Origin of the sequence: Pseudomonas sp. Z4-7 (genome assembly GCF_051131965.1) — a bacterium.
Classification (GTDB): domain Bacteria; phylum Pseudomonadota; class Gammaproteobacteria; order Pseudomonadales; family Pseudomonadaceae; genus Aquipseudomonas.
The window spans coordinates 1,050,923-1,075,222 of record NZ_CP071642.1 but is presented as its reverse complement, the minus strand read 5'-3'; the positions used below and the strand labels follow the sequence as shown (position 1 = coordinate 1,075,222).

The following is a 24,300-nucleotide window of genomic DNA, read 5'->3' as shown; positions in this document are numbered from 1 at the left end:
AAGCCTTAGCGCATGTCACGTTCGACACCAGACAGACTCGCCTGGAAAGCCTCACGCGCAAATTGGCGCTCCATATAATCAAGCAACGGCTTGGCGGGCCGTGGCAGTTCGATACCCAGGATCGGCAAACGCCAGAGTATGGGCAATAGGCAGCAATCCACCAGACTTTGTTCCTCACTGAGGAAAAACGGCTTGTCGACAAACAGCGGCGACACGCCGGTCAGGCTTTCGCGCAATTCCTTGCGCGCCACGACACGCGCCGGCTCCTTGGTCCTGGAATCCAGGATCAGGTCCACCAGCCCGCACCAGTCACGCTGGATGCGATGGATCAGCAAACGACTGTTGGCACGCGCGACCGGGTACACCGGCAGCAAAGGCGGATGCGGATAACGCTCATCCAGGTATTCCATCACCACGGTCGACTCCCACAGTGCCAGGTCACGATCGACCAGCGTGGGCAGGCTGCCGTAAGGGTTCACCTCGATCAGCTTCGGCGGCTGACGGCCCGCTTCGACGTAAATGATCTCGGCGCTGACACCCTTCTCGGCCAGTACGATACGTACCCGGTGGGAATAGTGGTCGGCGGGGTCGGAGTAACAGGCCAACCGATTGGTCACGCCCATGGCGATCCTCCTCGCTTGTTGAAATTATCGAAAAACGGAAAAACGAGCGCGCCCAGAGGGCGTCTCCCGTAACCACCTGGCCGACCAGGCTCGTTACACCTTCAGAGACGCCCTTGGGCGCGCACGATTAACAGCAACGGCTTACAGCTTTATCAATGCACGTCTTTCCAGTATTCACGCTTGAGCAGATAAGCGAATACGAAGAAGAACGCCAGGTACAGCAATACATACGTACCGATGCGCTGATGTTCCAGCTTCACCGGGTTGGCCGAGTAGGCCAGGAAGGTCACCAGGTTCTTGACCTTCTCGTCGAACTGCTCCGGGGTCAGGCTGCCGGAGTTCGGCACGATGGTCAGCTGGTCGCAGGCCTCATGGGTCAAAGCGGTGCCGGTCAGCGGATCATATTGCTTCTTGCCGTCCTCGACGATCTGAACCTGCTTGCAGCCTATCACCTGACGACCCTGCAGGCCGACCAGAACGTTCGGCATGCCGACGTTCGGGAAGACCTTGTTGTTCACACCCCAGGGGCGCGCAGGGTCTTCATAGAACGAACGCAGATAGCCATAGAGCCAGTCGGTACCACGCACGCGCGCCACCAGGGTCAGGTCGGGCGGCGCCGCGCCGAACCAGGTCTTGGCATCCGCCGGCTGCATGCCGATGTTCATGTGGTCGCCCAGCTTGGCGCCGGTGAACACCAGTTTTTCAAGCATCAACTCATGGGGAATACCCAGATCATCGGCCACGCGCTCGTAGCGTTGGAACTTGGCGCTGTGGCAGCCCATGCAATAGTTGGCGAAAGTACGGGCGCCGTCCTGCATGGCCGCTTTGTCGGAAACGTCGATGTCGACTTTTTCCAGCTCCGGACCACTCGATGTGGACGCAAAGGACAGGACAGGCAAAGCAGCAAGAATCAGTACAGAAAATAGCTTTTTCATCAGCCAGTCACCCTTTCCGGAACCGGTTTGGTCTTCTCGAGCCTGGTGTAGAACGGCATCAGAATGAAGTAGGCGAAGTACAGGAAGGTGCAGACCTGCGATAGCAGCGTCCGGCCCGGTGTCGGTGCCAGCACACCCAGCACGCCGAGGATCACGAACGAGATGCAGAACACCCAGAGCCAGATCTTGCTCAGCCAGCCCTTGTAGCGCATCGACTTGACCGGGCTGCGGTCCAGCCAGGGCAGGACGAACAGCACGGCAATCGCGGCACCCATGGCAATTACGCCCAGCAGCTTGTCGGGAACCGCCCGCAGGATCGCGTAGAACGGGGTGAAGTACCAGACAGGGGCAATGTGCTCAGGGGTCTTGAAGGCGTTGGCCTGTTCGAAGTTCGGCTTCTCGAGGAAGTAGCCGCCCATTTCCGGGAAGAAGAACACGATCGAACAGAAGATGAACAGGAAGACCACCACGCCGACGATGTCTTTCACGGTGTAGTACGGGTGGAAGGCGATGCCATCCAGCGGCACGCCGTTCTCGTCCTTGTGTTTCTTGATGTCCACGCCATCGGGGTTGTTCGAGCCGACTTCGTGCAACGCCAGGATGTGCAGCACCACCAGGCCGAGGATCACGATCGGCAAGGCCACGACGTGCAAGGCGAAGAAGCGGTTCAGGGTAATGCCCGAGATCAGGTAGTCACCGCGGATCCACTGGGTCAGGTCATCGCCGATGACCGGGATCGCACCGAACAGCGAGATGATCACCTGGGCGCCCCAGTAGGACATCTGGCCCCACGGCAGCAGATAACCCATGAAGGCTTCGGCCATCAGCGCGAGGTAGATCAGCATGCCGAACACCCACACCAGCTCACGCGGCTTCTGGTACGAACCGTAGAGCAGGCCACGGAACATGTGCAGATAGACCACGATGAAAAACGCCGAGGCGCCGGTGGAGTGCAGCAGACGCAGGATCGAGCCGTACTCGACATCACGCATGATGTACTCGACGGAGGCAAACGCTTCCTCCGCCGACGGGGTGTAGCTCATGGTCAGCCAGACACCGGTAACGATCTGGTTGACCAGGACGAGCAATGCCAGGGAGCCAAAAAAGTAGAAGAAGTTGAAATTCTTCGGCGCGTAATACTTGCTGAGATGGTCTTCCCACATCTTGGTCGCGGGAAAGCGCGCATCAAACCAGTCCATTAATTTGCTCATCACGCTTTCTCCGTATCGACGCCAACGACAATGATGTCGTCCGACTCATAGGAATGCGGGGGAACTGGCAGGTTCAGAGGTGCAGGCTGCGATTTGTAGACGCGACCGGCCAGGTCATAGTGGGAGCCGTGGCATGGGCAGAAATAACCACCGACCCAGTCTTTGCCCAGGTCGGCAGGCGCCACTTCGGGACGGAACGTTGGCGAGCAACCCAGGTGAGTGCAAATCCCGATCAGCAGCAGCACTTCCGGCTTGATCGAACGGGTTTCAGGGTTGACGTACTCCGGTTGGACCGAGTTCTTGGAAGAGGGATCGGACAGCTGGCCCTCGATCTTTTTCAGATTCCCCAGGATCTCCTCTGTACGGCGGACGATGAATACCGGCTGGCCGCGCCACTCAGCAATCATCTGCTGGCCTGGCTCGATCTTGCTGACATTCACTTTCACCGGTGCGCCTGCGGCTTTCGCCTTGGCACTGGGAAACCATGACCCCACGAACGGGACCGCAGCCCCCACCGCTCCTGCAGCACCCACCACGGATGTGGCTGCTACCAGGAAGCGACGCCGGCCTGCATTCACGCCGTCATTGCTCATTCAGTCCTCTCCCATCAGCTTTGTGGCCTGTTAAATCAGGCGTCTACTAAGTAAAAATCTGAACTTATAAAAATTTTGCCGAATGGTAATGAAAACCCCCAATTCTGACAAGGTAATTACCCAGCGGCCAAACCGCCAGGCCTTGTAGTATAGGGGCTCTACGAATGTGGCAAGTTGTCACAGAGCAATTATTTCGAGCATAAAAAAAACGCCCAGCTCCGTGAGGAACTGGGCGCCTTTTGAACGCGGAAGCGAAATTAACGCTTCGAGTACTGCGGACGCTTACGCGCTTTACGCAGACCGACTTTCTTACGTTCTACTTCGCGAGCATCGCGAGTTACGAAGCCAGCTTTACGCAGGGCGCTGCGCAGAGTTTCGTCGTAATCCATCAGGGCGCGAGTGATGCCGTGGCGGATTGCGCCAGCCTGGCCACTTACACCACCACCGATAACGGTGACGTAGATGTCGAACTTCTCGACGGTCTCGGTCAGTTCCAGCGGCTGACGAACTACCATGCGGGCAGTTTCGCGGCCGAAGAAGTTATCCAGGGAGCGGTTGTTGATGGAGATGTTGCCAGTACCCGGACGCAGGAAAACGCGTGCGGTTGCAGTCTTGCGACGGCCAGTGCCGTAATTTTGAGTCGCCGACATAATGAACTATTCCGTTAAAACTTCAGTTCTTGGGGCTGCTGAGCAGTATGAGGGTGAGCAGCGCCCGCATAAACCTTCAGCTTACGATACATGTCGCGACCCAGTGGGTTTTTAGGCAGCATGCCTTTAACCGCGGTCTCGATCACGCGCTCAGGGGCTTTGGCGATCAGCTTTTCGAAGTTGATCGACTTGATGCCGCCAGGAAAACCGGAGTGGGAGTAGTACATTTTGTCAGTGGTTTTAGCGCCAGTAACACGTACTTGCTCGGCATTGATCACGACGATGTAGTCGCCGGTGTCAACGTGAGGGGTGTACTCAGGCTTGTGCTTGCCACGCAGACGGCTCGCGATTTCGGTGGCCAGACGACCCAGGGTCTGACCAGCAGCGTCGACGACAAACCAGTCGCGCTTTACTGTTTCCGGTTTAGCAGTAAAAGTTTTCATTCTTTATAGCCTCAGGGGCCGCCCTGTAAATTAGACGGCGGATCTTACTGAATAGTGCGTACTTTGACAAGTCAAAGGCAGCCGGATACAGACGCTTTCGGGGGCTCGGGTCGGCGCGTCCGTTCAACGGCAAGATTCTTCGGCGGCGGCGCATCACTTCCACTGCAGAAAGAGGTGCGCAATTATGCAGATTGCGAAAAATATTTCAACCTGCTTTTATGATTGTTTTGCCCAAGGAGTCCCTGATGGACTATCGCAAGCTAGGCCGTACCGATCTGAATGTCAGCGCCTTGTGCCTCGGAACCATGACCTGGGGCGAGCAGAACAGCGAGGCAGAGGCGTTCGCCCAGATTGAACGCGCCAAGGGTGCCGGGATCAATTTCCTCGACACCGCCGAGATGTACCCCGTGCCGCCGAAGGCCGAGACCTACGCCACCACCGAGCGTTATATCGGCAATTATTTCAAGAGCCGTGGCGACCGCGCCGACTGGATCCTGGCCAGCAAGATCGCCGGCCCGGGCAATACCATCGACTATATCCGCGACAAGAATCTCAAGCACAACCGCCGCCACATCGTCGAAGCGCTGGACGCCAGCCTCAAGCGCCTGCAGACCGACTGGATCGACCTGTACCAACTGCACTGGCCGGAGCGCAGCACCAATTTCTTTGGCCAATTGGGCTACACGCACAAGGCCGACGAAGATTTCACCCCTTTGGAGGAAACCCTCGAAGCCCTGGACGAACAGGTCCGGGCCGGCAAGATCCGCCATATAGGCCTGTCCAACGAGACGCCGTGGGGCACCATGAAATTCCTCGCCCTAGCCGAAGCCCGCGGTTGGCCTCGCGCGGTGTCGATCCAGAACCCGTACAACCTGCTCAACCGCAGCTTCGAAATCGGCCTGGCGGAAATCGCCATTCGCGAGCAATGCGGCCTGCTGGCCTATTCGCCCCTGGCGTTCGGTTTCCTGTCGGGCAAATACGAAAACGGCGCACGGCCCGCCAAGGGCCGCCTGACGCTGTACAGCCGCTTCATGCGTTACTTCAACCCGCAATCGGAAGCCGCCTGCAGCCGCTATGTGGCACTGGCCCGCGAACACGGCCTGGACCCGGCGCAGATGGCCCTGGCATTTGTTACCCAGCAGCCGTTCGTGACCAGCAACATCATCGGCGCCACCACGCTGGAGCAACTGGACAGCAACATCGCCAGCTTCGACCTGAAGCTGTCGGATGAGGTGCTGGCGGGAATCGAGGCGATTCACAAGGACCAGCCGAATCCGGCGCCTTGATCCATAGGCCCCATCGCGAGCAAGCTCGCTCCCACAAGGGTTCTTTGTCGATCACAAAATAATGATCAGACACAAACCCTGTGGGAGCGAGCTTGCTCGCGATAGCGGTCTAACTGTCCTAATGCATCAAAGCGACCGCGCAATAATCTCCTTCATGATTTCGTTGGTCCCCGCATAGATCCGCTGCACCCGCGCATCAGCCCACGCCCGGGCGACCGGATATTCCCACATGAAACCGTAGCCACCATGCAGCTGCACGCATTCGTCGAGCACCTTGCATTGCAGGTCGGTGCCCCAATACTTGGCCATCGCCGCCGTCGGTACATCGAGCTTGCCCTGCAGATGAAGCTCCAGGCAGCGGTCGACAAAGACCCGGCCGATCTGGATCTCGGTGGCCATTTCCGCCAGTTTGAAGCGGGTGTTCTGGAAATCCGCGATGGATTTGCCGAACGCCTTCCGGTCCCGGGTGTAATCCAGCGTCCATTGCAGCGCCGCCTCGGCCGAGGCCAGGCCACCGATGGCGACGGTCAGGCGCTCCTGAGGCAGTTCCTGCATCAGGTAGGCGAAGCCCATTCCGGCCTGGCCCAGCAGATTGTCCTTCGGCACGCGGACATCCTGGAAGAACAGCTCAGACGTGTCCTGGGCCTTCATTCCGACTTTTTCCAGGCGCTTGCCTTTTTCAAAGCCCGGCGTACCCGCCTCCACCAGGAACAGGCTGGTGCCTTTGGCCCCCGCCTTCGGGTCGGTCTTGGCGACGACAATAACCAGGTCGGCCAGGAAGCCATTGGTAATGAACGTCTTGGAGCCGTTGATCACGTATTCATCACCGTCGAGCACTGCCGTAGTCTTCACGCCTTGCAGGTCGGAGCCGGCGCCCGGCTCGGTCATGGCGATGGCCGTGACCATTTCGCCGGACACCAGTTTCGGCAGGTATTTATGCTTCAACGCTTCGCTGCCGTAATGCAGGATGTAAGGCGCGACGATATCGGAGTGCAACGAGAAACCGATCCCGGTCAGCCCCAGGCGGCCGATTTCCTCGATCACCACCGTGCTGTAGAGAAAATCCGCCTCCAGTCCGCCGTAGGCCTCCGGCAGATGCGAGCACAACATCCCCGCCTCCCCGGCCTTGTTCCAGAGCTGGCGATCGATGTGCCCCTGTTTCTCCCACTGGCTGTGGTACGGCACGGCTTCTTTTTCAAGGAAGGTTCGTACGGTGTCGCGAAACAACTCGTGTTCGGGACTGAACAGGGTTCTGGGGATCATGGCGCACCTTTGGTTATTGTTGGACGTGGTTATCCGACAAAGCCTAAGCCTGCGGCATACGACAGGACACTGGACACATCCGACAAAAAATAAGACGATCCAGCCGTCTGGTGACCACTTTCCCCTATAAAAATAAAGATGAGTTATGTCCATGCACGCCTCCACGCCCTTGCGGCGCGTCAGCATCCTGGCAGTCGACCGGGTTTTCGCTTCCACCCTCATGCAAGCCAAGGATTTTTTCCACCTGGCCAGCCTGCGCTACGGCAAACAGCTTGGCCACGGCCTGACCCCAGCGTTCGAAACCCGGCTGGTCAGCCCTGACGGCAAGCCAGTCAACAGCTTCAGCGATGTGCTCATGCCGGTGGACGGTGGCCTCGAAAATACCGATGTGATCATCCTGCCGGCATTCTGGGATGACTTTGCCACGCTCTGCCAACGTTATCCCCAGGTCCTGCCCTGGCTGCGCGAACAACACGCTCGCGGCGCGGTGCTCTGCGGCGAAGCCACCGGAGTATTCTGGCTGGCCGAGGCCGGGCTGCTCGATGGCAAGGAAGCCACCACCTACTGGCGCTTCTTCAATGCCTTCAAGGAGCGTTTCCCTCAGGTGCACCTGAACCAGGACAAGCACCTGACCGACGCCGACAATCTGTTCTGCGCCGGTGGCACCACCTCGGCCTGCGACCTTTACATCTACTTGATCGAACGCTTCTGCGGCGCCAACGTCGCCCAAGCCGTGGCGCGGGACATTCTGTATGAAGTGCAACGCAACTATTCGCCGGGACGCATCGGCTTTGGCGGGCAGAAACTGCATCAGGACGTGATCATCCTGCAGATCCAGCAATGGCTGGAGGAGCATTTCGCCGACAAGTTCCGCTTCGAGGACGTCGCCCGGGAGCACGGCATGAGCATCCGCAATTTCATGCGCCGCTTCCAGACCGCCACCGGCGACAAGCCCTTGCACTACCTGCAACGCCTGCGGATAGAAACCGCCAAGGGCCTGCTGTCCGGCAGCCGCAAGAGCATCAAGACGATCAGCTATGAGGTCGGCTACGACGACGCGAGCTTTTTCGCACGACTGTTCCGGCAGCACACCGACCTGTCACCGAACCAATATCGGCAGCAATTCCAGCAGGCGGCGTGAGCCAAGTACATGGCAAAAATCCAGTGTGGGAGCGAGCTTGCTCGCGATGGCGGTGGTTCAGCAGCATGGATATTGGCTGGCAGGACGCTATCGCGAGCAAGCTCGCTCCCACAGGGTCCGGTGGGGAATCAGCAAATAAAAAGGCCTGCAATCGCAGGCCTTCTTTTGTGCTCCGAACGCCCTACGGCTTATGCGCCCGCGACAGGAATTCGTGGGATTGCATCTCCAGCAGGCGACTGAGGGTCCGCTGGAATTCGAAGTTCAGGCGACCGCCGGTATAGAGGTCCTTGAGCTCGACTTCAGCCGAGATGATCAGCTTCACGTTGCGGTCGTAGAATTCGTCGACCATGTTGATGAAACGGCGGGCGATATCATCAGTGGTGACGCTCATCTGCTCGACGCCGCTGAGCAGCACGGCGTGGAAGATCTTGCCCAGCTCGATGTAGTCGTTCTGGCTGCGGGGGCCATCGCACAGTTCACGGAAGTCGAACCAGGCCACATCGTCGCAGGTGCGGATCGCACGGATTTCGCGGTTTTCGATGATCAGCACATCGTTTTCCACTGCCTGGGTGCATTCCGGCGTCAAGGCGCGGAAGCTCTTGCGCAGGCTTTCTTCAGCGGCGGCATCCAGCGGGAAATGGAACAGCTCCGCTTGTTCGAGGTGACGCAGGCGATAGTCCACGCCGCTGTCGACGTTGACGATTTCGGTGTGTTCCTTGATCAGCTTGATCGCCGGCAGGAAGCGCGCCCGTTGCAGACCGTCCTTGTACAGGCCGTCGGGGACGATGTTCGAGGTGGCGACCAGGGTCACGCCGTTCTTGAACAGTTCTTCCATCAGCGTGCCAAGGATCATGGCGTCGGTGATGTCGGAAACGAAAAACTCATCGAAGCAGATCACCCGCGTCTCGGCGGCGAAGCGCTTGGCGATGAGGGTCAGCGGGTTCTTTTCGCCGCCCAGGGTCTTCATTTCTTCGTGCACGCGCTTCATGAAGCGGTGAAAGTGCGTCCGGGTCTTTTCCTTGAAGGGCAACGCTTCGAAGAAGGTGTCCACCAGGTAAGTCTTGCCACGGCCGACGCCACCCCAGAAGTACAGGCCCTTGACCGGTGTCTGGTCTTTTTTGCCGAACAGTTTGCCCAACAAGCCCGGCTTATTGTTCGACGCGGCAACCAGGTCGTCGTACAGGCGCTGCAAATGCCGCACGGCCGTTTCCTGGGCTGCGTCGTGGAAGAATTCCGGGCGTTTCAGATCAGCTTGATATCGTTCTAGGGGCGTCATATTCGTTAGCAAGGCAACAAAAACGGGCCGTCACTGTAGCGATGGCCCAGAGGAATGGCAATCGGCCCTTATTCGGGCCGATGGTCGGGAACGCCTTCAATCAATCCTGGGCAGGCGTCAGTGCCACGCGCAACGCATCGATGGCCGCGTCTCGGGCGCTACTGTCGGCAAAGACCGGGCTGTGGGCCACGCATTCGCCATCGAGCCAGACGCTGAAATTCAGTTCATCGCTGCGCACGTCCAAGGGCTGGCCGGATTGCAATTGCTTGGTCACCTGGCCAGCGGTCTTGCCGTCGGCGAAGTTGTTCGAAAGCAACAACTGCTCGCCATCGGCAGAAAGCAGGCGGAAGCGGAAACTGCCGTCATCGTCGCGGAAGCTGACGAAGCGCGCAGCCTTGGCCGCTTTCTTTTTGGTCTGCGTTGCCACTTGCACCTGGCTGACGAAGGACCGCAGGCCAACTGCCTCGCGCAGTTCATTGAGGAACGGCGTTGCTACGGCCCGGGCTTTTTTCGCGCCCAGTTGCAGGATGTCTTCAAGGTCCGCCGGGCGTTCGATCAACTGGTGGTACCGCTCGCGCGCCTCACCCAATTGGTCGTCGAGCAGTTGGAACAGACGATTCTTCGCCTCACCCCAACCCAGGCCTTGCAGCAGTTCGCTACGGAACGCGGCGCACTGCTCGGCACTGGCGAAGGCCTGGAACAGTGTGAACAGGTGCGAGTTGTCCGGGTCCTTGGCTTCGCCCGGCGCGCGCGAGTCGGTGACGATCCGCGAGATCGCGTCCTTCATGTCCTTGGCGCTGCTGAACAACGGAATGGTGTTGTCGTAGCTCTTGGACATCTTGCGACCATCGAGGCCCGGCAGCGTGGCGACGCTTTCCTCGATCAGCGCCTCGGGCATGGTGAAGAACTCCCTGCCCTTGCCGAACAGGTGGTTGAAGCGCTGACCGATGTCCCGCGCCATTTCCACGTGCTGGATCTGGTCGCGACCGACCGGCACCTTGTGGGCGTTGAACATCAGGATGTCGGCCGCCATGAGGATCGGGTAGCTGTAGAGGCCCATGGTGACGCCGGCATCCGGGTCTTCGCCGGTCTCGACGTTTTTGTCCACCGACGCCTTGTAGGCGTGGGCGCGGTTGAGCAGGCCCTTGGCGGCGACGCATGTCAGCAGCCAGGTCAGTTCCGGGATTTCGGGGATATCGGACTGGCGATAGAACGTCACGCGGTCCACATCCAGGCCACCGGCCAGCCAGGTCGCGGCGATTTCCAGGCGCGAGCGCTGGATGCGCAGCGGGTCATCACATTTGATCAGGGCGTGGTAATCGGCCAGGAAATAGAACGAATCGGCATTGCTTTCGCGGCTGGCGAGGATCGCCGGACGGATGGCGCCGGCATAGTTGCCCAGGTGCGGGGTGCCGGTGGTGGTGATGCCGGTCAGGATACGGGTACGAGTCGTCATGGGTTATCGCTTGTCAGACTGCTGTCAATTCGAGAGGCGCGGCAGGAGCAGATCCTTGAGATCAGTCAGCTTGCCATGAAAAAAGTGTCCGCATTCTGCCACTTTCAGCAGCTCATGGGGGCGCTGGAGCGCGTCGGACCATGTGTAGACAAGTTGGGGATCGACCACTTCGTCCGTTTCCGGCTGGATCACGGTCAATTCGCCGCTGGTCGGCAGGGGCGCTTGCGCATCCAGGCGCATCACCGCCGGAGCAACCATGAACAGGTGCTTGAGCGCCTGGCCTTGGGCTTCCAGGCGTCCGCCAAGGGTGGCGGCGACGAAGCCGCCGAAGGAAAAACCAAACAGGGTCAGGGGCAACTGCGGGTATTTTTCCAGCAGCCAGGCGGCCGCGGCCTGGGCATCGTCCACTTCGCCGGTGCCCATGTCATGGCTACCGGCACTGGCGCCGACGCCGCGATAATTGAAACGCAACGTAACCAGGCCAGCGTCGCGGGCGGTACGCTGCAGGGTCGAGACCACTTTGTTGAGCATGGTCCCGCCCTGTACCGGGTTGGGGTGGCAGATCAGCGCCAGGCCACGGGGCGCTTCGCTGTCCAGGTACAAGGCTTCCAGTTGGCCGACCGGGCCATCGATGACTACAGGGGTTTCGCGCATAAGCAAGGGAAAGAACTCCGTGACCCCGAATAGGGTCGACTCGTCTAGCTAAAAGTCTGTGCCTGGCATGATTGCGATGTTCTTCGCGGTATACAGCGCAGGTCCGAGCCGTTAACGTAAAGCAAAGCCGTTTATAGAGGAAGGACTCGTGGAACACTCGCTCTTAGTTTGGCTGTTGCCGACTCTTGCCCTGGTTGCCGGTGTCGCCATTGGTTTCCTGATTGCCCGACTGCTGCCTAACGCGGTGCCCAACAGCACCCAACGTCAGCTCGACGACATCCAGGAACGTTTCGACAGTTACCAGAATGAAGTGGTAACCCACTTCAACAGCACCGCTTCCCTGGTGAAAAAGCTCACCCAGAGCTACCAGGAAGTCCAGGATCATCTGTCCGAGGGCGCCAACCGCCTGGCCCTGGACGAGCAGACGCGCCAGCGCCTGCTGGCCGCCCTGCAAGCCGACACGGCGCAGACGCCACGGGAGCGCCTGACCCCGCCCAAAGGGATCCAGGAACCGCCACGGGACTACGCCCCCAAGGCCCCGAACTCTCCGGGGATGCTGGATGAGCATTACGGTTTGAAGAAGTAATTTCCAGCAATACCAAAAAGCCCGCCCGATCGCATGATCGGGCGGGCTTTTTATTGCTACCAATTTCTCCTATTCAATTTTGATCACCTGTGGCGAGGGAGCTTGCTCCCGCTGGGTCGCGAAGCGGCCCTTATAGCAGCGAACTCGATTTTCCTGGCACACCGAGCTGCCTGGTTTTGGGGTCGCTTCGCAGCCCAGCGGGAGCAAGCTCCCTCGCCACGAAGGCCCAGGCGACAGCCGTAAAAAAAGGGCCATGTTTCCATGGCCCCCGTTTTCATCACCGTCCAGCGGTCATGGGTATTGCTGGTAAGTCTGCCCCTGCTGCTGCGGCGCCTGGTACTGCTGGCCAGGAATAGCCTTGAGGTTGACCTCGACGCGACGGTTTTGCGCACGGCCGTTGACGTCGGCGTTGCTTGCCACCGGGTTGTCCGGGCCGGCGCCACGGGCCGAGAGGTTGGCACCGCTCACGCCCTGGGACGTCAGGTAGGTCGCCACGCTCTGGGCACGGCGCTGGGACAGGTCCATGTTGTGCTGGCGGCTGCCGGTGCTGTCGGTGTAGCCGACAATCTCGATCTGGTTCTGGTTGAATTCCTTGAGGGAGTTGGCCAGGTTGTTCAGCGGCTGGTAGAAGCTCGATGCGATGTTCGCCGAATCGGTGGCGAAGGTGATGTTGCCCGGCATGATCAGCTTGATCTGGTCGCCCTGGCGCTGCACCTCAACGCCGGTATTGGCCATGCTGGCGCGCAATTTCTTTTCCTGCTGGTCCGCGTAGTAACCGTAGCCGGCCGCGGAGGCCCCCACCACCGCCGCGCCGATCAACGCACCCTTGCCCCGATTATCGTGGCCGATGGCCGCACCGGCCAATGCCCCGGCCAGGGCGCCGAGGCCGCCATACTTGGCGGTTTTGCTCATGCCCGAAGATTCGGTAGAGGCCTGGCCCTGGTTGTCATAGGGGTTGGGCGACGCACAGCCGGACAACAGGGCCACGGCAGTAGCGACAACGATCAAGCGACGCGAGGTGAACATGAAGATGCTCCTGGGTTTTCAGTCTGAGTGCCAAAGTGTAGGCAATCGACTCTGGCTGGCGTTGGAACGCGACAATCGTCAAAAATTCCGTCCCGTCGCGCTGCGCTTCGCCCGGACCGATCACCACAAGTCATCGGCCCGGACGAGGTAGCCTCACGCCTGCGCCAGGCAGCGGCTCACCCCTCTGACGATCATCTCGACTTCCCGCCCGTCGATCGTCAGCGGCGGCAATAGGCGAATGGTCTTGCCCCGGGTGACGTTGATCAGCAAACCATGATCCCGGGCGGCACAGAGGGTCAGGTCGCGCACCGGTTGCTTGAGCTCTATGCCGATCATCAAGCCTTGGCCACGTATCTGAAGCACGTTCGGGTTGTCCGCCAACTCAGCCCGCAACCGGCTGAGCAATTGCTCGCCCTGACGTCTGGCGTTCTCCAGCAGGCCTTGCTCCTCGATGATGTCCAGCACGGTGCAGCCGACCCGACAGGCCAGAGGATTGCCGCCGAACGTGCTGCCGTGGCTGCCGGGGGTGAACAGTCCGGCGGCCTTGCCGCGCGCCAGGCAGGCACCGATGGGCACGCCGTTGCCGAGGCCTTTGGCGAGGGTCATCACGTCCGGGACGATGCCCTCGTGCTGGAACGCGAACCACTGCCCGGTGCGGCCGATGCCGGTCTGGATCTCGTCGAGCATCAATAACCAGGCGCGCCGGCTGCACAACTCCCGCAAAGCCTTCAGGTAACCCGGTGGCGCGAGTTGTACGCCACTTTCGCCCTGGATCGGCTCGACCAGGATCGCAACGATGCGCTCGCCGTGGACTTGCTGGACTTTTTCCAATGCGCCGAGATCGCCGAACGGCACCTTGATGAAGTCCCCCGGCAACCGATTGAAGCCGAGCCGCACCGAGGGTCCGTCGCTGGCGGACATCGTGCCCAGGGTGCGCCCGTGGAAAGCATTGTCCATCACCACGACCAAGGGCTGTTCGACGCCTTTGTGCCAGCCATGCAGGCGGGCCAGCTTCAATGCGGTTTCATTCGCCTCGGCGCCGGAGTTGTTGAAAAACGCCCGTTCCATCCCCGAGAGCTGGGTGAGTCTGTGGGCCAACCGCTGCTGCCAGTCGATGCTGTACAGGTTGGACGTGTGCAGCAGCAGGCCGGCCTGTTCACTGATGGCTGCCACCAACCGCGGATGGGAATGACCCACGTTGGTCACTGCTACGCCCGCCACCGCATCAAGGTATTCGCGACCATCCTGATCCCACAGGCGCGTACCCAAGCCATGGGTGAAGTTCAGCGCCAAGGGTTGGTAAGTGCTCATCAGGCAGGCGGCAGTCATGACATCTAGCTCCATCGGGTGGTTTTTTCCAGTATGGTTAGCCACTCTCGTTGGATAAACCTCGCTTTACTTCATTAATTTAAAAGCAGAGCTTGATAATGGACCTGTTCCAGGCAATGACCGTTTACGTGAAAGTAGTGGAAACCGGCAGCCTGACCGCAGCGGCCCAGGCGTGCGAAATGTCCACGACCATGGTCGGCAATCACCTCCGGGCGCTGGAGCAACGCCTGGGTGTGCGCCTGATCAACCGTACGACGCGTCGTCAGCGCTTGACTGAATTCGGCTCGGCCTACTATCAACGCTGCCTGGAAGTGATCGGGCTGGTTGCCGATTCCGAACGCCTGGCCGAGCAGACCCAAGGCGACCCCAGCGGCACCTTGCGTATCACCGCGCCGCTGACCTTCGGCACGGAGCGCCTCGCCCCGGCGCTGGCCGAGTACAGCCAGCGTTATCCCCAGGTCAAGCTCGACGTTGTCTTGACCAACCAGCGTCTGGACCTGCTCGACCACGGCTTCGACGTCGCCATTCGCCTGGGCAGTCCCGACCCGAAGCTGATCGTTCGTCCCCTGATGGACTACACCCTGACCGTCTGCGCCTCCAAGGCCTACCTGGCACGACGCGGCACGCCGCAAAAGCCCGAAGACCTGCAACAGCATGACTGCCTGTCGTTTGCCTATTCCGCCGGAGACGAATGGCGTTTCGCCCAGGAGCACTGGCCCATCAACGGGCCGGACGGGGAAATCAAAGTGCCGGTGCGCGGGCCGATGCTGATCAACAGCTCGTCGGGCCTGCACCGCGCCGCCCTGGCCGGCATGGGCGTGGTGATGCTGCCGGACGCGCTGGTGGCGCAGGATCTGGAGGATGGACACTTGGTGGCGCTGTTGCAGAATTATCAACTGCCCCACCGGCCGATGAGCCTGATGTACGCCCAGGATCGCTATCGTTTGCCGAAGCTGCGCAGTTTCGTCGAGTTTGCGCTGCAAAAATGGAGCAAACCCTGAAGTAATAAATTCTCCGTGGCGAGGAAGATTGCCCCCGCTAGTGGCGCCCCGCCCCATCGGCTACTCTTAATCCCTGGAAAGCATTTTGATATCAGGGCTGATTGAGGGAACGATGATGGACGACGCCTCGAAGATCGATTTGCTGCGGTTCGATTTGTCCGATCTGGACGAAAACGTGCTGCACACCATCATGGAACTGGTCAGCGATGGCATCTGGGACTGGAACGCCAACACCGGCTTCGTCTATCGAAATCCCGGCTGGTACACGATGCTCGGCTACACGCCTCACTCCCTGAGCAATACCGTGCTGACCTGGGAGAGTGTGATCCACCCGGAAGATTATCCCCATGTGATGGCGCTATTCGACGATTACCTCAAACAACGCGCCCCTAAGTACCAGGCCGAATACCGCTGCCGCGCCTATGACGGCTCCTATATCTGGATCGAAGACCGCGGCTACGTGATCGCCCGCAACCCCGATGGCAGCGTCGCCCGCATGATCGGTGCCCATCGCAGCATCGATGACAAGAAGCGTCTGTTCGAACAACTTGAACGGCGCAACAAGTCCCTCGAAGCCATCATCGAAGAACGCACCCACGAACTGTCCCGGGTCAACGAACAGTTGCAAATCCAGCTCGAGGAAAACCGCAGGCTCGCCGAAACCGACGCCCTTACGCTGGTCGCCAACCGCTATCGCCTGGAGCAGGCGCTGCCATTGGCCTGCGAACGTGCGCAGCGCTTTCGCGAGCCGTTGTCGCTGATTGCCATGGACGTCGACGACTTCAAGGACATCAACGATCGCTACGGCCATGCCTTCGGCGATGCAGCGCTGGTGCAAGTGGTACAGGCGGTCAAGCGCTGCGAGCGCGACGGCGACCTGCTGGTGCGCTGGGGCGGCGATGAATTCATCATGATCTTGCCCAACACATCCAAGGCCGACGCAGTCCTGTTGGCCGAAACCATTCGCCGCGGCTTGTCCGACCTGCTGCCGGTGGGCGATTTCCAGATCACCATGAGTTTTGGCGTGGTGCAACGCCGCGAAGACGAACCGCAAGCGGCGCTACTGGATCGGGCTGACCAGGCACTGTATCGCTCCAAGATGGCCGGCAAGAATGTGATTTGTGATTGAACGGGCAATGTCCGATTGGATTCTCAGGCCGCTACGGTGGTCATAGGCTGTAACTCCCGCAATCAGGTCCTCGCCATTGCCGACTCGACTCCTCTCCTCTTCGCCCGTGCTGGTGGGCTGCGCGGGCTGGTCACTGCCAAGGGAGCAATGGCCCGCTTTTCTCCTTGAAGGCACCCATTTGCAGCGCTACAGCGCCCGCTTCCCGGCGGTGGAAGTCAACAGTTCGTTCTACCGCCCGCACCGTCCCGCCACCTATGCAAAATGGGCCGACAGTGTGCCGACGGGCTTTCGCTTCTCAGTCAAGATGCCCAAGCAGATCACCCATGAGCGGCGCTTGCATGATTGCGAGGGGCTGGTGGATGAGTTCCTCGGGCAATGCTCGCAATTGAGGGAGAAACTTGGTTGCCTGTTGATCCAGTTGCCGCCGTCGCTGGCCTTCGATAACACCCAGGCCGAGGGCTTTTTCAAAGCCTTGCGTGACCGTTATCAGGGCCACGCGGTACTCGAACCCCGGCACCCGAGCTGGCTCGCGCCACAGGCCATGGCACTGCTTGAGGGAGAGCGCATCGCTCGCGTCGCCGCCGACCCGTCGCCTGTGCCGGGCGGCGATAAAACGGCGGGCTGGGCGGGCGTGCGTTATTACCGGCTGCATGGCTCGCCGCGCATTTATTACTCCGCCTACGAAGACGCCTGGCTGCAGCGACTGACAGTCCTACTGAAGGCTGCCCCGGACACGCCGACCTGGTGCATCTTCGACAACACCGCCAGCGGCGCCGCGACGCCCGATGCGTTGCGATTGCTGGAGCTGGTGGGCGATTGAAATAGTCACCGGTGGCCGGTCCGACCGTGACAACACCGCCCGGGTCCAATAGATTAGGCGACCGAAAAAAGTCCCGTGCGTTTTCTCGCCATATCCCGCTAACAGAAGTAGTGAAATTTCAATGTCCGATTCCAATACCGCTGAATCTGTAATCTCCCTGTCGTCCAAAGCGGAATACGAAAACTCCATCAATCTTTCACAGCATCTGCCCCAGGCCAAAAGCATCAGCGAAATGGTCCTCGATGCCTTCCAGTCGAACCGCGAAAGCGACCAGATCCGCGAACTGCGCACCGCCATTCGCCAGGCTCACGATGCGTTCGACGACGACAAGGCCTACGCACTGATGGGCCAGCTCAAGCAGCTCAAGGACGCCGAAGCCGCCGATTTCGCCGCGCTGGAAGACCTCAGCAGCCGCTTCCCGATCAGCCGTATCCTTTCCAGCTACAAGGATGACCCGGCCTTCCAGGAACTGGTCTACGGCCTGGCCCTGAAGGTGCTGAACCAGACCCATCAGGCCATGAGCAACCCGAGCGGCGGCAAGGGCAAGGCCGCGCGCGCCAAGAAGGAAGCCGAGGTGTTTGTCATCAGCAAGGACGGCATCAGCGTCACCCTGCCCTTGCGCACACCACGCTCCAAGCCGAACGTCGACCGCGAGGCCTTCGAATTCCTCGGCTTCAACTTCATCGGCGAAGGCGACGAAGCAGAGCTGGAAAGCGAAACCTTCCTGGACAACGACGGCACCGAACAGCCGGTCACCCGCAAAAGCATCATCACCGCCTTGCAGCAGCAAAAAGCCTTCGACGGCTACAGCATCGCCCAGCAATAACCCCCGAATCCGGGCCCTTGTGGGAGCGAGCCTGCTCGCGAATGCGCCGTGTCAGTCAGCCTCAGCTCAACTGACCCACCGCTTCGCGAGCAGGCTCGCTCCCACAGGAAGGTCAACAACGCCCTGAATATCACCTATGAAAAAGCCCCGCATTTCTCTCGAAGGCGGGGCTTTTTCATAGCTATCAGCTTTTCAAACAGCGCCAAGCCGTTCGACCATGTCCGGAAACTTCTCGACCAGCTTGATCAACAAAGCCGCCTGGGCGTTAGGCTTGGATTTTTCCTGCTCCCAGTTCCGGAGAGTGCCAGGGCTGGTCCTGATGCTCTTGGCAAAAACAGCTTGAGACATATGGAGCCGGTCGCGCAAAGCTACTATTTCCTGGGCTGACACCTCGGGAACTGGTTTGTCTTCAACCGTTATCTGGCGAAGGGTAATCTTGCCCTCGCGGTGAGCGGCCATCTCTTCGACGCCTTGCATCATCTCGGCAAACAGATCGCGCTTTTTCATAAGGCACCTCGTACTTTCAACTCTGCTTCTATGGCGCGTTTGAGCGTCTTCTCTTGCTCGGAGGTGAGGTTTTCCAACTCGTCCTTGTCATAAATTGCGAACATCCAGAACTGACAGTCGTGCATAAGCCAATAGTAAATGACTCGCAACCCACCTCGCTTCCCTTTGCCACGACGACTATCGAACCAACGCAGCTTACGGAATCCGCCGGTTCGTGGCATGACGTCACCGACCTCCGGATGCAGCAACATAAAGGACTGAAGGACGCGATACTCATCGTCAGTCAGGTAATGGCCGACCGTGGCGGTAAATGAAGTCGTTTCAAAAAATAGGGTTCGCATGGCAAAACTATAGGCAATTTGCGCATAGTTCAACAACCGATAATCTATTGCGACGAATGACAACATGCTTCGATGCCGCGCAGCGACAAAAAAGCCCCGCGCTTCTCTTGAAGGCGGGGCTTTTTGTGCAGCGTCTGAAGCTTAAGGCGCGTACGTCAGCAGCAGCTCACTTGGCACTTTGAAGTCCAGGGACATCATGACGCTCAGCGCGGTGATGGTGAAGATCGAGAACACGAACAGCTTGCGTGCCCAGACCGTGTCATCCACCGCCTTGTAACCGGTCCAGGCCATGTACAGCCAGTACATGCCCATGGCGGCGGCGACGGCGAGGTAGCTCATGCCGGCGTAACCGCTGAACGTCAACATCAAGGTCGCCACGAGGAAGGCCAGGATGTAGAGCAGGATGTGCTTCTTGGCCACCTGGATGCCCCGCTTGACCGGCAGCACCGGAATCGAGGCCGCCAGGTAGTCGTTGAAGCGGAAGATCGCGATGGCATAGGAATGCGGCATCTGCCACAGGCTGAACATCACCAGCAGCGTCAGCGCAGCCATGTCGAAGCTGTTGCTGACCGCGACATAACCGATCACCGGCGGCATGGCCCCCGACAGGCTGCCCACCAGCGTGCCGTGGACCGACTTGCGCTTGAGGTACAGGCTGTAGAGACCGACGTAGATGACAAAGCCGATCACCGCGAACAACGCCGCCAGCGGATTGGCCACCCAGTACAACAGCGCCACGCCGGCCACGCCCAGCACCGTGGCGAATGCCAGGGCCAGTTGCACCGGAATCAGGCCTTGGACCAGCGCCCGATTCTTGGTGCGTTCCATCTTGATGTCGATGTCGCGGTCGATGCAGTTGTTGAACACGCAACCGGACGCCACCACCAGGGAAGTGCCGATCATCGCTGCCAGGAAGATGGCCAGATCGACATGCCCTTTCGAGGCCAGGAAAAACCCGCCCGCCACAGAAAGCACGTTACCGAAAATGATCCCCGGCTTGGTGATTTGGATAAAGTGCTTCAGTGACATCCGGATTTTCCTCAGTGCGCCATCATGTTGGAGTGGATGCTGAACATGATCCACAACGACAAGCCGACCAGCAGTACGATCACCAGCGCAGCGAAGACAAACGCAATGACGTTGTTACGCTGGGCGGCCGAGCGGTCCAGGTGCAGGAAGTACACCAGGTGGACCAATACTTGGACCACGGCGAAGATCAGAATGATCCAGAGCGTCAGGCTCTTCGGCAGCGTTGGATACATCACCAGGCCGAACGGAATGACGGTCAGGATCACCGACAGGATGAAACCGATGGCGTAGGACTTGACGCTGCCGTGGCCGGCGTCATGGCCATCATGGGAATGTGCGTTAGCCATTTACAGGGTCCCCATCAGATAAACAACGGTGAATACGCAGATCCACACCACGTCCAGGAAGTGCCAGAACAGGCTCAGGCAGCTCAGGCGCGTCTTGTTGGTGGCGGTCAGGCCGTTTTTCTGGACCTGGTACATCATGATCGCCATCCAGATCAGACCGCTGGTCACGTGCAGACCGTGGGTGCCGACCAGGGTGAAGAACCCGGACAGGAAGCCGCTGCGGCTAGGGCCGTAGCCTTCGGCGATCAGGATGTGGAACTCGTTGATCTCCATGGCGATAAAGCCGGCGCCCAGCAGGAAGGTCATTGCCAACCAGCCCAGTACCTGGGTTTTCTTGCCCTTGAACAACGCCAGCATGGCGAAGCCGTAGGTGATCGAACTGAACAGCAGCAGCGCGGTTTCGCCCAGTACATAAGGCAGTTCGAAGATGTCGTGGCCCGACGGGCCACCGGCGACGTTGTTAACCAGCACCGCATATACCGCGAAGATCGACGCAAACAGAATGCAGTCGGTCATCAGGTAGAGCCAGAAACCGAATACGGTCATCTCGCCCGAGTCGTGGTGATGGTCATCGTGCCCATGGTCATGACCATGGGCGTGTCCAACATTGGTCACTAAGTTCGACATGGTTTAAGCCTGTTCCAACGAGGTTTCAACACGGGTGGCGGAGGCTGGGACTTTCCCGGCCGCGACCAGACGCTTGTGCTGCTCGGCTTCGATGCGCTCGATGACATCCACCGGCACCATGTAGCCCTGATCATCACGGGCGGCATGGATGGTGAAATACACCACGGTGCCGACCAGGCTGGCGATGGCCAGCCACCAGATGTGCCAGATCATCGCGAAACCGAACACGGTCAACAGAGCCCCCATGACCACACCGGTAGCGGTGTTGTTGGGCATGTGGATCGGCGCGTACCTGGCCGGAGTCTGGTACGCGGTACCGTTTTCCTTGGCTTCGGTGAACGGGTCGATGGTTTCCGCTTTCGGCAGCACCGCAAAGTTGTAGAACGGTGGTGGCGAAGAAGTCGACCATTCCAGGGTATGGGCATTCCACGGATCACCGTGTTCGCACATGTTTTCCGGCTTCTTGCGGTCACGCACACTGACGTACAGCTGGATCAGCTGGCAGGCGATACCGACAGCGATCATCACCGCACCGAACATGGCAACGTACAGGTACGGCACCCACTCAGGGTTGGTGGTGGCGTTCAGGCGACGGGTCATGCCCATGAAGCCCAGTGCATAGAGCGGCATGAACGCGACGAAGAAGCCCGAGATCCAGAACCAGAACGCTGCCTTGCCCCAACCTTCGTGCAGCTTGAAGCCGAACGCTTTCGGGAAGTAGAACGCAAAACCCGCGATGTAGCCGAACACGGCGCCGCCGATGATCACGTTATGGAAGTGCGCGATCACGAACAGGCTGTTATGCAACACGAAGTCCGCACCCGGGATGGCCAGCAGTACGCCGGTCATGCCGCCGATGGCGAAGGTCACCATGAAGCCCAGGGTCCACAGCACGTGGCTGGTGAAACGCAGGCGGCCCTGGTAGATGGTGAACAGCCAGTTGAACAGCTTCACACCCGTCGGAATCGAGATCAGCATCGTCGCCAGGCCGAAGAAGGCGTTGACGCTGGCACCCGAACCCATGGTGAAGAAGTGGTGCAGCCAGACCATGAAGCCCAGTACCGAGATCGCGCCGGAAGCGTAGATCATCGAGTGGTGGCCAAACAGTTTCTTGCCGGAGAAGGTCGAGATGACTTCGGAGAAAATACCGAACGCCGGCAGGATCAGGATGTACACCTCAGGGTGACCCCAGGCCCAGAACAGGTTGACGTACATCATCGGATTTCCACCCAGTTCATTGGTGAAAATGTGGAAATCCATGTAGCGGTCAAGCGTCAGCAGTGCCAGGGTAGCGGTGAGGATCGGGAACGAAGCGACGATCAGCACGTTGGCCCAGGTGCAGGTCCAGGTGAAGATCGGCATGTCCATCAGCTTCATGCCAGGGGTACGCATCTTCAACACGGTGGCCAGGAAGTTGACCCCCGTCAGCGTTGTCCCCAACCCGGATAGCTGTAGCGCCCAGATGTAGTAATCCACCCCCACGCCCGGACTGTATTGCAGCCCCGACAACGGCGGATAGGCAACCCAACCGGTCTTGGCGAATTCGCCAACACCCAGGGAAACGTTGATCAGCACCACGCCGGACACCAGCAGCCAGAAGCTCAGGGAGTTCAGGAATGGATAGGCAACGTCACGCGCGCCGATCTGCAGCGGCACTGCAAGGTTCATCAGGCCGGTGAAGAATGGCATCGCCATGAAGATGATCATGATCACACCGTGGGCGGTGAAGATCTGGTCATAGTGTTCAGGCGGCAGGTAGCCGGGCGAGCCCTCGGTGGCCATGGCCAACTGGGTACGCATCATGATCGCGTCGGCAAAACCGCGCAGCAGCATGACCATGGCGACGATGATGTACATCACGCCGATCTTCTTGTGGTCGACCGAGGTCAACCATTCAGTCCACAGGTAAGTCCACTTCTTGAAATAAGTGATACCCGCGAACAACGCCAGACCACCGAGCGCGATGATGGCGAGGGTCACCATGACAATCGGCTCGTGGAACGGGATCGCTTCCCAACTTAATTTACCAAACATCGTTTACTCCTCTGCCCCGGCAGCTGAATGCGAGCTCATGTCCATCCCTTCCATGTTGTGGGCCACTTCCTTGTCTTTCTTCTCGTGATGCATCGGCTTGCCCGGATTCATCCCTTCATACTTATCGATGATGGTCTGGAACAGGTTCGGCGTGACCGACGAGTAGAGTTCGACAGGGTTGTTCTGGCTCGGCTTGGAAAGGGCTTCGTATTCAGCTTTTTCAAGCTGTTTAGGTGCCTTCTTCACTTCGTTTACCCAGGCGTCGAACTCTTCCTGGGTGGTGGCGGTCGCTTTGAACTTCATGCCGGTGAAACCCGCGCCGCTGTAGTTGGCGGAGATACCTTCAAGTTCGGTGTTCTGGTTGGCGATCAGGTGCAGCTTGGTCTGCATGCCGGCCATCGCGTAGATCTGGCCGCCCAGGCCCGGGATGAAGAACGAGTTCATCACGGTGTCGGAGGTGACCTTGAAGTTGATCGGCGTGTGGGCCGGGAACACGATCTTGTTGACCGTGGCAATGCCTTGTTCCGGATAGATGAACAGCCACTTCCAATCCATCGAGACCACTTCGATGGTGATCGGCTTGACGTCGGAATCCAGCGGACGGTACGGGTCCAGGGCGTGGGTCGACTTGTAGGTGATGTAACCCAGGGCAATGATGATCAGTACCGGAATGGTCCACACCGCGATTTCGATCTTGGTCGAGTGGGACCATTTCGGCGTGTAGGTGGCACTGGTGTTGGACGCGCGATATTTCCAGGCGAACAGGAACGTCATGACGATAACCGGCACGACGACCAGCAACATCAGCAACGTGGCGGTGATGATCAGGTTTCGTTCATCCAGGCCGACCTGGCCCTTGGGATCGAGCAGGGTCATGTTGCAGCCTCCCAGCAGCAACGTGCCGAGCAGCGGCAACAAGCCTAGTAATCGGGGGTACCTGTTTTTACTCATCTCACGACCTCTAAAGCAGCTTGCGCAATGCAGTTGGGTTTTGATCGCCAACACTTCACCCTGCCAAGGGTTGGCATTTTCTTGGATTGAATAAGGGCTGCCCGTCGAACGTCAGACGCTGTTCGACACATCCTGGGCCAGCAGTGAGTTCTTATTCGTTGGTCAAAGGCCTGTTCAAGCCCAATTCCGTTTGGTGCGGGTAGTTGGAGGCACCGA

Annotated in this window: 26 protein-coding genes; 7 read left to right on the top strand and 19 right to left on the bottom strand. The window is 59.3% G+C overall.

Annotation, left to right across the window (positions count from 1 at the left end; genetic code table 11):
• Positions 1-5: 5 nt before the first annotated feature.
• The 6 genes from J3P91_RS04655 to rplM all read right to left on the bottom strand — a co-directional run bounded on the left by J3P91_RS04655 (position 6) and on the right by rplM (position 4,455).
• Positions 6-623, bottom strand: a complete 618-nt coding sequence (locus tag J3P91_RS04655; protein WP_003178195.1) for a glutathione S-transferase N-terminal domain-containing protein — start codon at positions 621-623, stop codon at positions 6-8.
• Positions 624-775: 152 nt separating this feature from the next.
• Complete coding sequence (locus tag J3P91_RS04650; RefSeq protein WP_305496653.1) at positions 776-1,558, bottom strand: cytochrome c1; 783 nt, start codon at positions 1,556-1,558, stop codon at positions 776-778.
• The gene (locus tag J3P91_RS04645) at positions 1,558-2,769 is read right to left on the bottom strand and encodes a cytochrome b (protein ID WP_305496655.1); all 1,212 of its coding nucleotides are present in this window, start codon (positions 2,767-2,769) and stop codon (positions 1,558-1,560) included. The genes J3P91_RS04650 and J3P91_RS04645 overlap by 1 nt, the downstream gene beginning before the upstream one ends.
• Complete coding sequence (gene petA, locus J3P91_RS04640; protein WP_305496657.1) at positions 2,769-3,362, bottom strand: ubiquinol-cytochrome c reductase iron-sulfur subunit; 594 nt, start codon at positions 3,360-3,362, stop codon at positions 2,769-2,771. The genes J3P91_RS04645 and petA overlap by 1 nt, the downstream gene beginning before the upstream one ends.
• Before the next feature lie 257 nt (positions 3,363-3,619).
• On the bottom strand, positions 3,620-4,012 hold the full coding sequence (rpsI, locus tag J3P91_RS04635) for a 30S ribosomal protein S9 (RefSeq protein WP_003228056.1): 393 nt from the start codon (positions 4,010-4,012) through the stop codon (positions 3,620-3,622).
• 14 nt (positions 4,013-4,026) lie between these two features.
• Positions 4,027-4,455 (bottom strand): 50S ribosomal protein L13, encoded by a 429-nt coding sequence (gene rplM / locus J3P91_RS04630; protein WP_003205365.1) that lies wholly within the window; start codon positions 4,453-4,455, stop codon positions 4,027-4,029.
• 245 nt (positions 4,456-4,700) lie between these two features.
• Here rplM and J3P91_RS04625 point away from each other — a divergent pair, with 245 nt between their 5' ends.
• Positions 4,701-5,741, top strand: coding sequence for an NADP(H)-dependent aldo-keto reductase (locus J3P91_RS04625; protein ID WP_198796609.1), 1,041 nt, complete (start codon positions 4,701-4,703; stop codon positions 5,739-5,741).
• Between the two features lie 126 nt (positions 5,742-5,867).
• Here J3P91_RS04625 and J3P91_RS04620 read toward each other — a convergent pair whose 3' ends face one another.
• A complete protein-coding gene (locus J3P91_RS04620) occupies positions 5,868-7,004 on the bottom strand; it encodes an acyl-CoA dehydrogenase family protein (RefSeq protein ID WP_434602869.1) in 1,137 nt (378 codons plus the stop codon).
• Between the two features lie 244 nt (positions 7,005-7,248).
• On the opposite strand from J3P91_RS04620, the gene J3P91_RS04615 reads away from it, so the two are divergent.
• Positions 7,249-8,145, top strand: coding sequence for a GlxA family transcriptional regulator (locus tag J3P91_RS04615; RefSeq protein WP_305501352.1), 897 nt, complete (start codon positions 7,249-7,251; stop codon positions 8,143-8,145).
• A gap of 181 nt (positions 8,146-8,326) precedes the next feature.
• On the opposite strand, the gene zapE is transcribed toward J3P91_RS04615, so the two are convergent.
• The 3 genes from zapE to J3P91_RS04600 form a co-directional block, all read right to left on the bottom strand.
• Entirely contained in the window at positions 8,327-9,421 is a 1,095-nt protein-coding gene (gene zapE, locus J3P91_RS04610) for a cell division protein ZapE (protein WP_305496664.1), read from the bottom strand.
• 100 nt (positions 9,422-9,521) lie between these two features.
• Positions 9,522-10,877, bottom strand: a complete 1,356-nt coding sequence (locus tag J3P91_RS04605) for a tryptophan--tRNA ligase (protein ID WP_434602868.1) — start codon at positions 10,875-10,877, stop codon at positions 9,522-9,524.
• A 24-nt stretch (positions 10,878-10,901) separates the two neighbouring features.
• Positions 10,902-11,531: an alpha/beta hydrolase gene (locus J3P91_RS04600; RefSeq protein WP_305501353.1), complete on the bottom strand. Its 630-nt coding sequence runs from the start codon at positions 11,529-11,531 to the stop codon at positions 10,902-10,904.
• 148 nt (positions 11,532-11,679) lie between these two features.
• On the opposite strand from J3P91_RS04600, the gene J3P91_RS04595 reads away from it, so the two are divergent.
• Positions 11,680-12,117, top strand: coding sequence for a YhcB family protein (locus tag J3P91_RS04595; RefSeq protein ID WP_305496666.1), 438 nt, complete (start codon positions 11,680-11,682; stop codon positions 12,115-12,117).
• A 291-nt stretch (positions 12,118-12,408) separates the two neighbouring features.
• On the opposite strand, the gene J3P91_RS04590 is transcribed toward J3P91_RS04595, so the two are convergent.
• Together J3P91_RS04590 and J3P91_RS04585 are read right to left on the bottom strand one after the other, a co-directional pair.
• Positions 12,409-13,143 (bottom strand): OmpA family lipoprotein, encoded by a 735-nt coding sequence (locus J3P91_RS04590; RefSeq protein WP_018604257.1) that lies wholly within the window; start codon positions 13,141-13,143, stop codon positions 12,409-12,411.
• A 153-nt stretch (positions 13,144-13,296) separates the two neighbouring features.
• Positions 13,297-14,472, bottom strand: a complete 1,176-nt coding sequence (locus tag J3P91_RS04585; RefSeq protein ID WP_434569746.1) for an aspartate aminotransferase family protein — start codon at positions 14,470-14,472, stop codon at positions 13,297-13,299.
• A gap of 98 nt (positions 14,473-14,570) precedes the next feature.
• Here J3P91_RS04585 and J3P91_RS04580 point away from each other — a divergent pair, with 98 nt between their 5' ends.
• The 4 genes from J3P91_RS04580 (at position 14,571) to J3P91_RS04565 (ending at position 18,248) form a co-directional block, all read left to right on the top strand.
• The gene (locus J3P91_RS04580; protein ID WP_434569747.1) at positions 14,571-15,473 is read left to right on the top strand and encodes a LysR family transcriptional regulator; all 903 of its coding nucleotides are present in this window, start codon (positions 14,571-14,573) and stop codon (positions 15,471-15,473) included.
• A gap of 115 nt (positions 15,474-15,588) precedes the next feature.
• On the top strand, positions 15,589-16,602 hold the full coding sequence (locus J3P91_RS04575; RefSeq protein WP_434574282.1) for a sensor domain-containing diguanylate cyclase: 1,014 nt from the start codon (positions 15,589-15,591) through the stop codon (positions 16,600-16,602).
• Positions 16,603-16,678: 76 nt separating this feature from the next.
• A complete protein-coding gene (locus J3P91_RS04570; protein WP_434602867.1) occupies positions 16,679-17,422 on the top strand; it encodes a DUF72 domain-containing protein in 744 nt (247 codons plus the stop codon).
• Between the two features lie 121 nt (positions 17,423-17,543).
• Positions 17,544-18,248, top strand: a complete 705-nt coding sequence (locus tag J3P91_RS04565; RefSeq protein WP_434602866.1) for a hypothetical protein — start codon at positions 17,544-17,546, stop codon at positions 18,246-18,248.
• Between the two features lie 192 nt (positions 18,249-18,440).
• Here J3P91_RS04565 and J3P91_RS04560 read toward each other — a convergent pair whose 3' ends face one another.
• The 7 genes from J3P91_RS04560 to cyoA form a co-directional block, all read right to left on the bottom strand.
• The gene (locus J3P91_RS04560) at positions 18,441-18,755 is read right to left on the bottom strand and encodes a helix-turn-helix domain-containing protein (protein WP_305496690.1); all 315 of its coding nucleotides are present in this window, start codon (positions 18,753-18,755) and stop codon (positions 18,441-18,443) included.
• Positions 18,752-19,096, bottom strand: coding sequence for a toxin (locus J3P91_RS04555; protein ID WP_434604996.1), 345 nt, complete (start codon positions 19,094-19,096; stop codon positions 18,752-18,754). The genes J3P91_RS04560 and J3P91_RS04555 overlap by 4 nt, the downstream gene beginning before the upstream one ends.
• Positions 19,097-19,237: 141 nt before the next feature.
• The gene (gene cyoE, locus J3P91_RS04550; protein WP_039591595.1) at positions 19,238-20,125 is read right to left on the bottom strand and encodes a heme o synthase; all 888 of its coding nucleotides are present in this window, start codon (positions 20,123-20,125) and stop codon (positions 19,238-19,240) included.
• Between the two features lie 11 nt (positions 20,126-20,136).
• Positions 20,137-20,472: a cytochrome o ubiquinol oxidase subunit IV gene (gene cyoD, locus J3P91_RS04545; RefSeq protein ID WP_249876093.1), complete on the bottom strand. Its 336-nt coding sequence runs from the start codon at positions 20,470-20,472 to the stop codon at positions 20,137-20,139.
• Positions 20,473-21,099 carry a cytochrome o ubiquinol oxidase subunit III gene (locus tag J3P91_RS04540; RefSeq protein WP_053125033.1) on the bottom strand — a complete coding sequence of 209 codons (627 nt, stop codon included), beginning with the start codon at positions 21,097-21,099 and terminating at the stop codon, positions 20,473-20,475.
• A gap of 3 nt (positions 21,100-21,102) precedes the next feature.
• On the bottom strand, positions 21,103-23,133 hold the full coding sequence (gene cyoB / locus J3P91_RS04535; RefSeq protein WP_305496694.1) for a cytochrome o ubiquinol oxidase subunit I: 2,031 nt from the start codon (positions 23,131-23,133) through the stop codon (positions 21,103-21,105).
• 3 nt (positions 23,134-23,136) lie between these two features.
• Positions 23,137-24,084: a ubiquinol oxidase subunit II gene (cyoA, locus tag J3P91_RS04530; protein WP_305496696.1), complete on the bottom strand. Its 948-nt coding sequence runs from the start codon at positions 24,082-24,084 to the stop codon at positions 23,137-23,139.
• Positions 24,085-24,300 lie beyond the last annotated feature (216 nt).

What these genes read in the sequence shown, in the direction of transcription:
- J3P91_RS04655 (WP_003178195.1), bottom strand. Translation starts at nt 623, where the DNA reads ATGGGCGTGACCAATCGGTTGGCCTGTTACTCCGACCCCGCCGACCAC.
- J3P91_RS04650 (WP_305496653.1), bottom strand. Translation starts at nt 1,558, where the DNA reads ATGAAAAAGCTATTTTCTGTACTGATTCTTGCTGCTTTGCCTGTCCTG.
- J3P91_RS04645 (WP_305496655.1), bottom strand. Translation starts at nt 2,769, where the DNA reads ATGAGCAAATTAATGGACTGGTTTGATGCGCGCTTTCCCGCGACCAAG.
- petA (WP_305496657.1), bottom strand. Translation starts at nt 3,362, where the DNA reads ATGAGCAATGACGGCGTGAATGCAGGCCGGCGTCGCTTCCTGGTAGCA.
- rpsI (WP_003228056.1), bottom strand. Translation starts at nt 4,012, where the DNA reads ATGTCGGCGACTCAAAATTACGGCACTGGCCGTCGCAAGACTGCAACC.
- rplM (WP_003205365.1), bottom strand. Translation starts at nt 4,455, where the DNA reads ATGAAAACTTTTACTGCTAAACCGGAAACAGTAAAGCGCGACTGGTTT.
- J3P91_RS04625 (WP_198796609.1), top strand. Translation starts at nt 4,701, where the DNA reads ATGGACTATCGCAAGCTAGGCCGTACCGATCTGAATGTCAGCGCCTTG.
- J3P91_RS04620 (WP_434602869.1), bottom strand. Translation starts at nt 7,004, where the DNA reads ATGATCCCCAGAACCCTGTTCAGTCCCGAACACGAGTTGTTTCGCGAC.
- zapE (WP_305496664.1), bottom strand. Translation starts at nt 9,421, where the DNA reads ATGACGCCCCTAGAACGATATCAAGCTGATCTGAAACGCCCGGAATTC.
- J3P91_RS04605 (WP_434602868.1), bottom strand. Translation starts at nt 10,877, where the DNA reads ATGACGACTCGTACCCGTATCCTGACCGGCATCACCACCACCGGCACC.
- J3P91_RS04600 (WP_305501353.1), bottom strand. Translation starts at nt 11,531, where the DNA reads ATGCGCGAAACCCCTGTAGTCATCGATGGCCCGGTCGGCCAACTGGAA.
- J3P91_RS04590 (WP_018604257.1), bottom strand. Translation starts at nt 13,143, where the DNA reads ATGTTCACCTCGCGTCGCTTGATCGTTGTCGCTACTGCCGTGGCCCTG.
- J3P91_RS04585 (WP_434569746.1), bottom strand. Translation starts at nt 14,472, where the DNA reads ATGACTGCCGCCTGCCTGATGAGCACTTACCAACCCTTGGCGCTGAAC.
- J3P91_RS04580 (WP_434569747.1), top strand. Translation starts at nt 14,571, where the DNA reads ATGGACCTGTTCCAGGCAATGACCGTTTACGTGAAAGTAGTGGAAACC.
- J3P91_RS04575 (WP_434574282.1), top strand. Translation starts at nt 15,589, where the DNA reads ATGGACGACGCCTCGAAGATCGATTTGCTGCGGTTCGATTTGTCCGAT.
- J3P91_RS04565 (WP_434602866.1), top strand. Translation starts at nt 17,544, where the DNA reads ATGTCCGATTCCAATACCGCTGAATCTGTAATCTCCCTGTCGTCCAAA.
- J3P91_RS04560 (WP_305496690.1), bottom strand. Translation starts at nt 18,755, where the DNA reads ATGAAAAAGCGCGATCTGTTTGCCGAGATGATGCAAGGCGTCGAAGAG.
- J3P91_RS04555 (WP_434604996.1), bottom strand. Translation starts at nt 19,096, where the DNA reads ATGCGAACCCTATTTTTTGAAACGACTTCATTTACCGCCACGGTCGGC.
- cyoE (WP_039591595.1), bottom strand. Translation starts at nt 20,125, where the DNA reads ATGTCACTGAAGCACTTTATCCAAATCACCAAGCCGGGGATCATTTTC.
- cyoD (WP_249876093.1), bottom strand. Translation starts at nt 20,472, where the DNA reads ATGGCTAACGCACATTCCCATGATGGCCATGACGCCGGCCACGGCAGC.
- J3P91_RS04540 (WP_053125033.1), bottom strand. Translation starts at nt 21,099, where the DNA reads ATGTCGAACTTAGTGACCAATGTTGGACACGCCCATGGTCATGACCAT.
- cyoB (WP_305496694.1), bottom strand. Translation starts at nt 23,133, where the DNA reads ATGTTTGGTAAATTAAGTTGGGAAGCGATCCCGTTCCACGAGCCGATT.
- cyoA (WP_305496696.1), bottom strand. Translation starts at nt 24,084, where the DNA reads ATGAGTAAAAACAGGTACCCCCGATTACTAGGCTTGTTGCCGCTGCTC.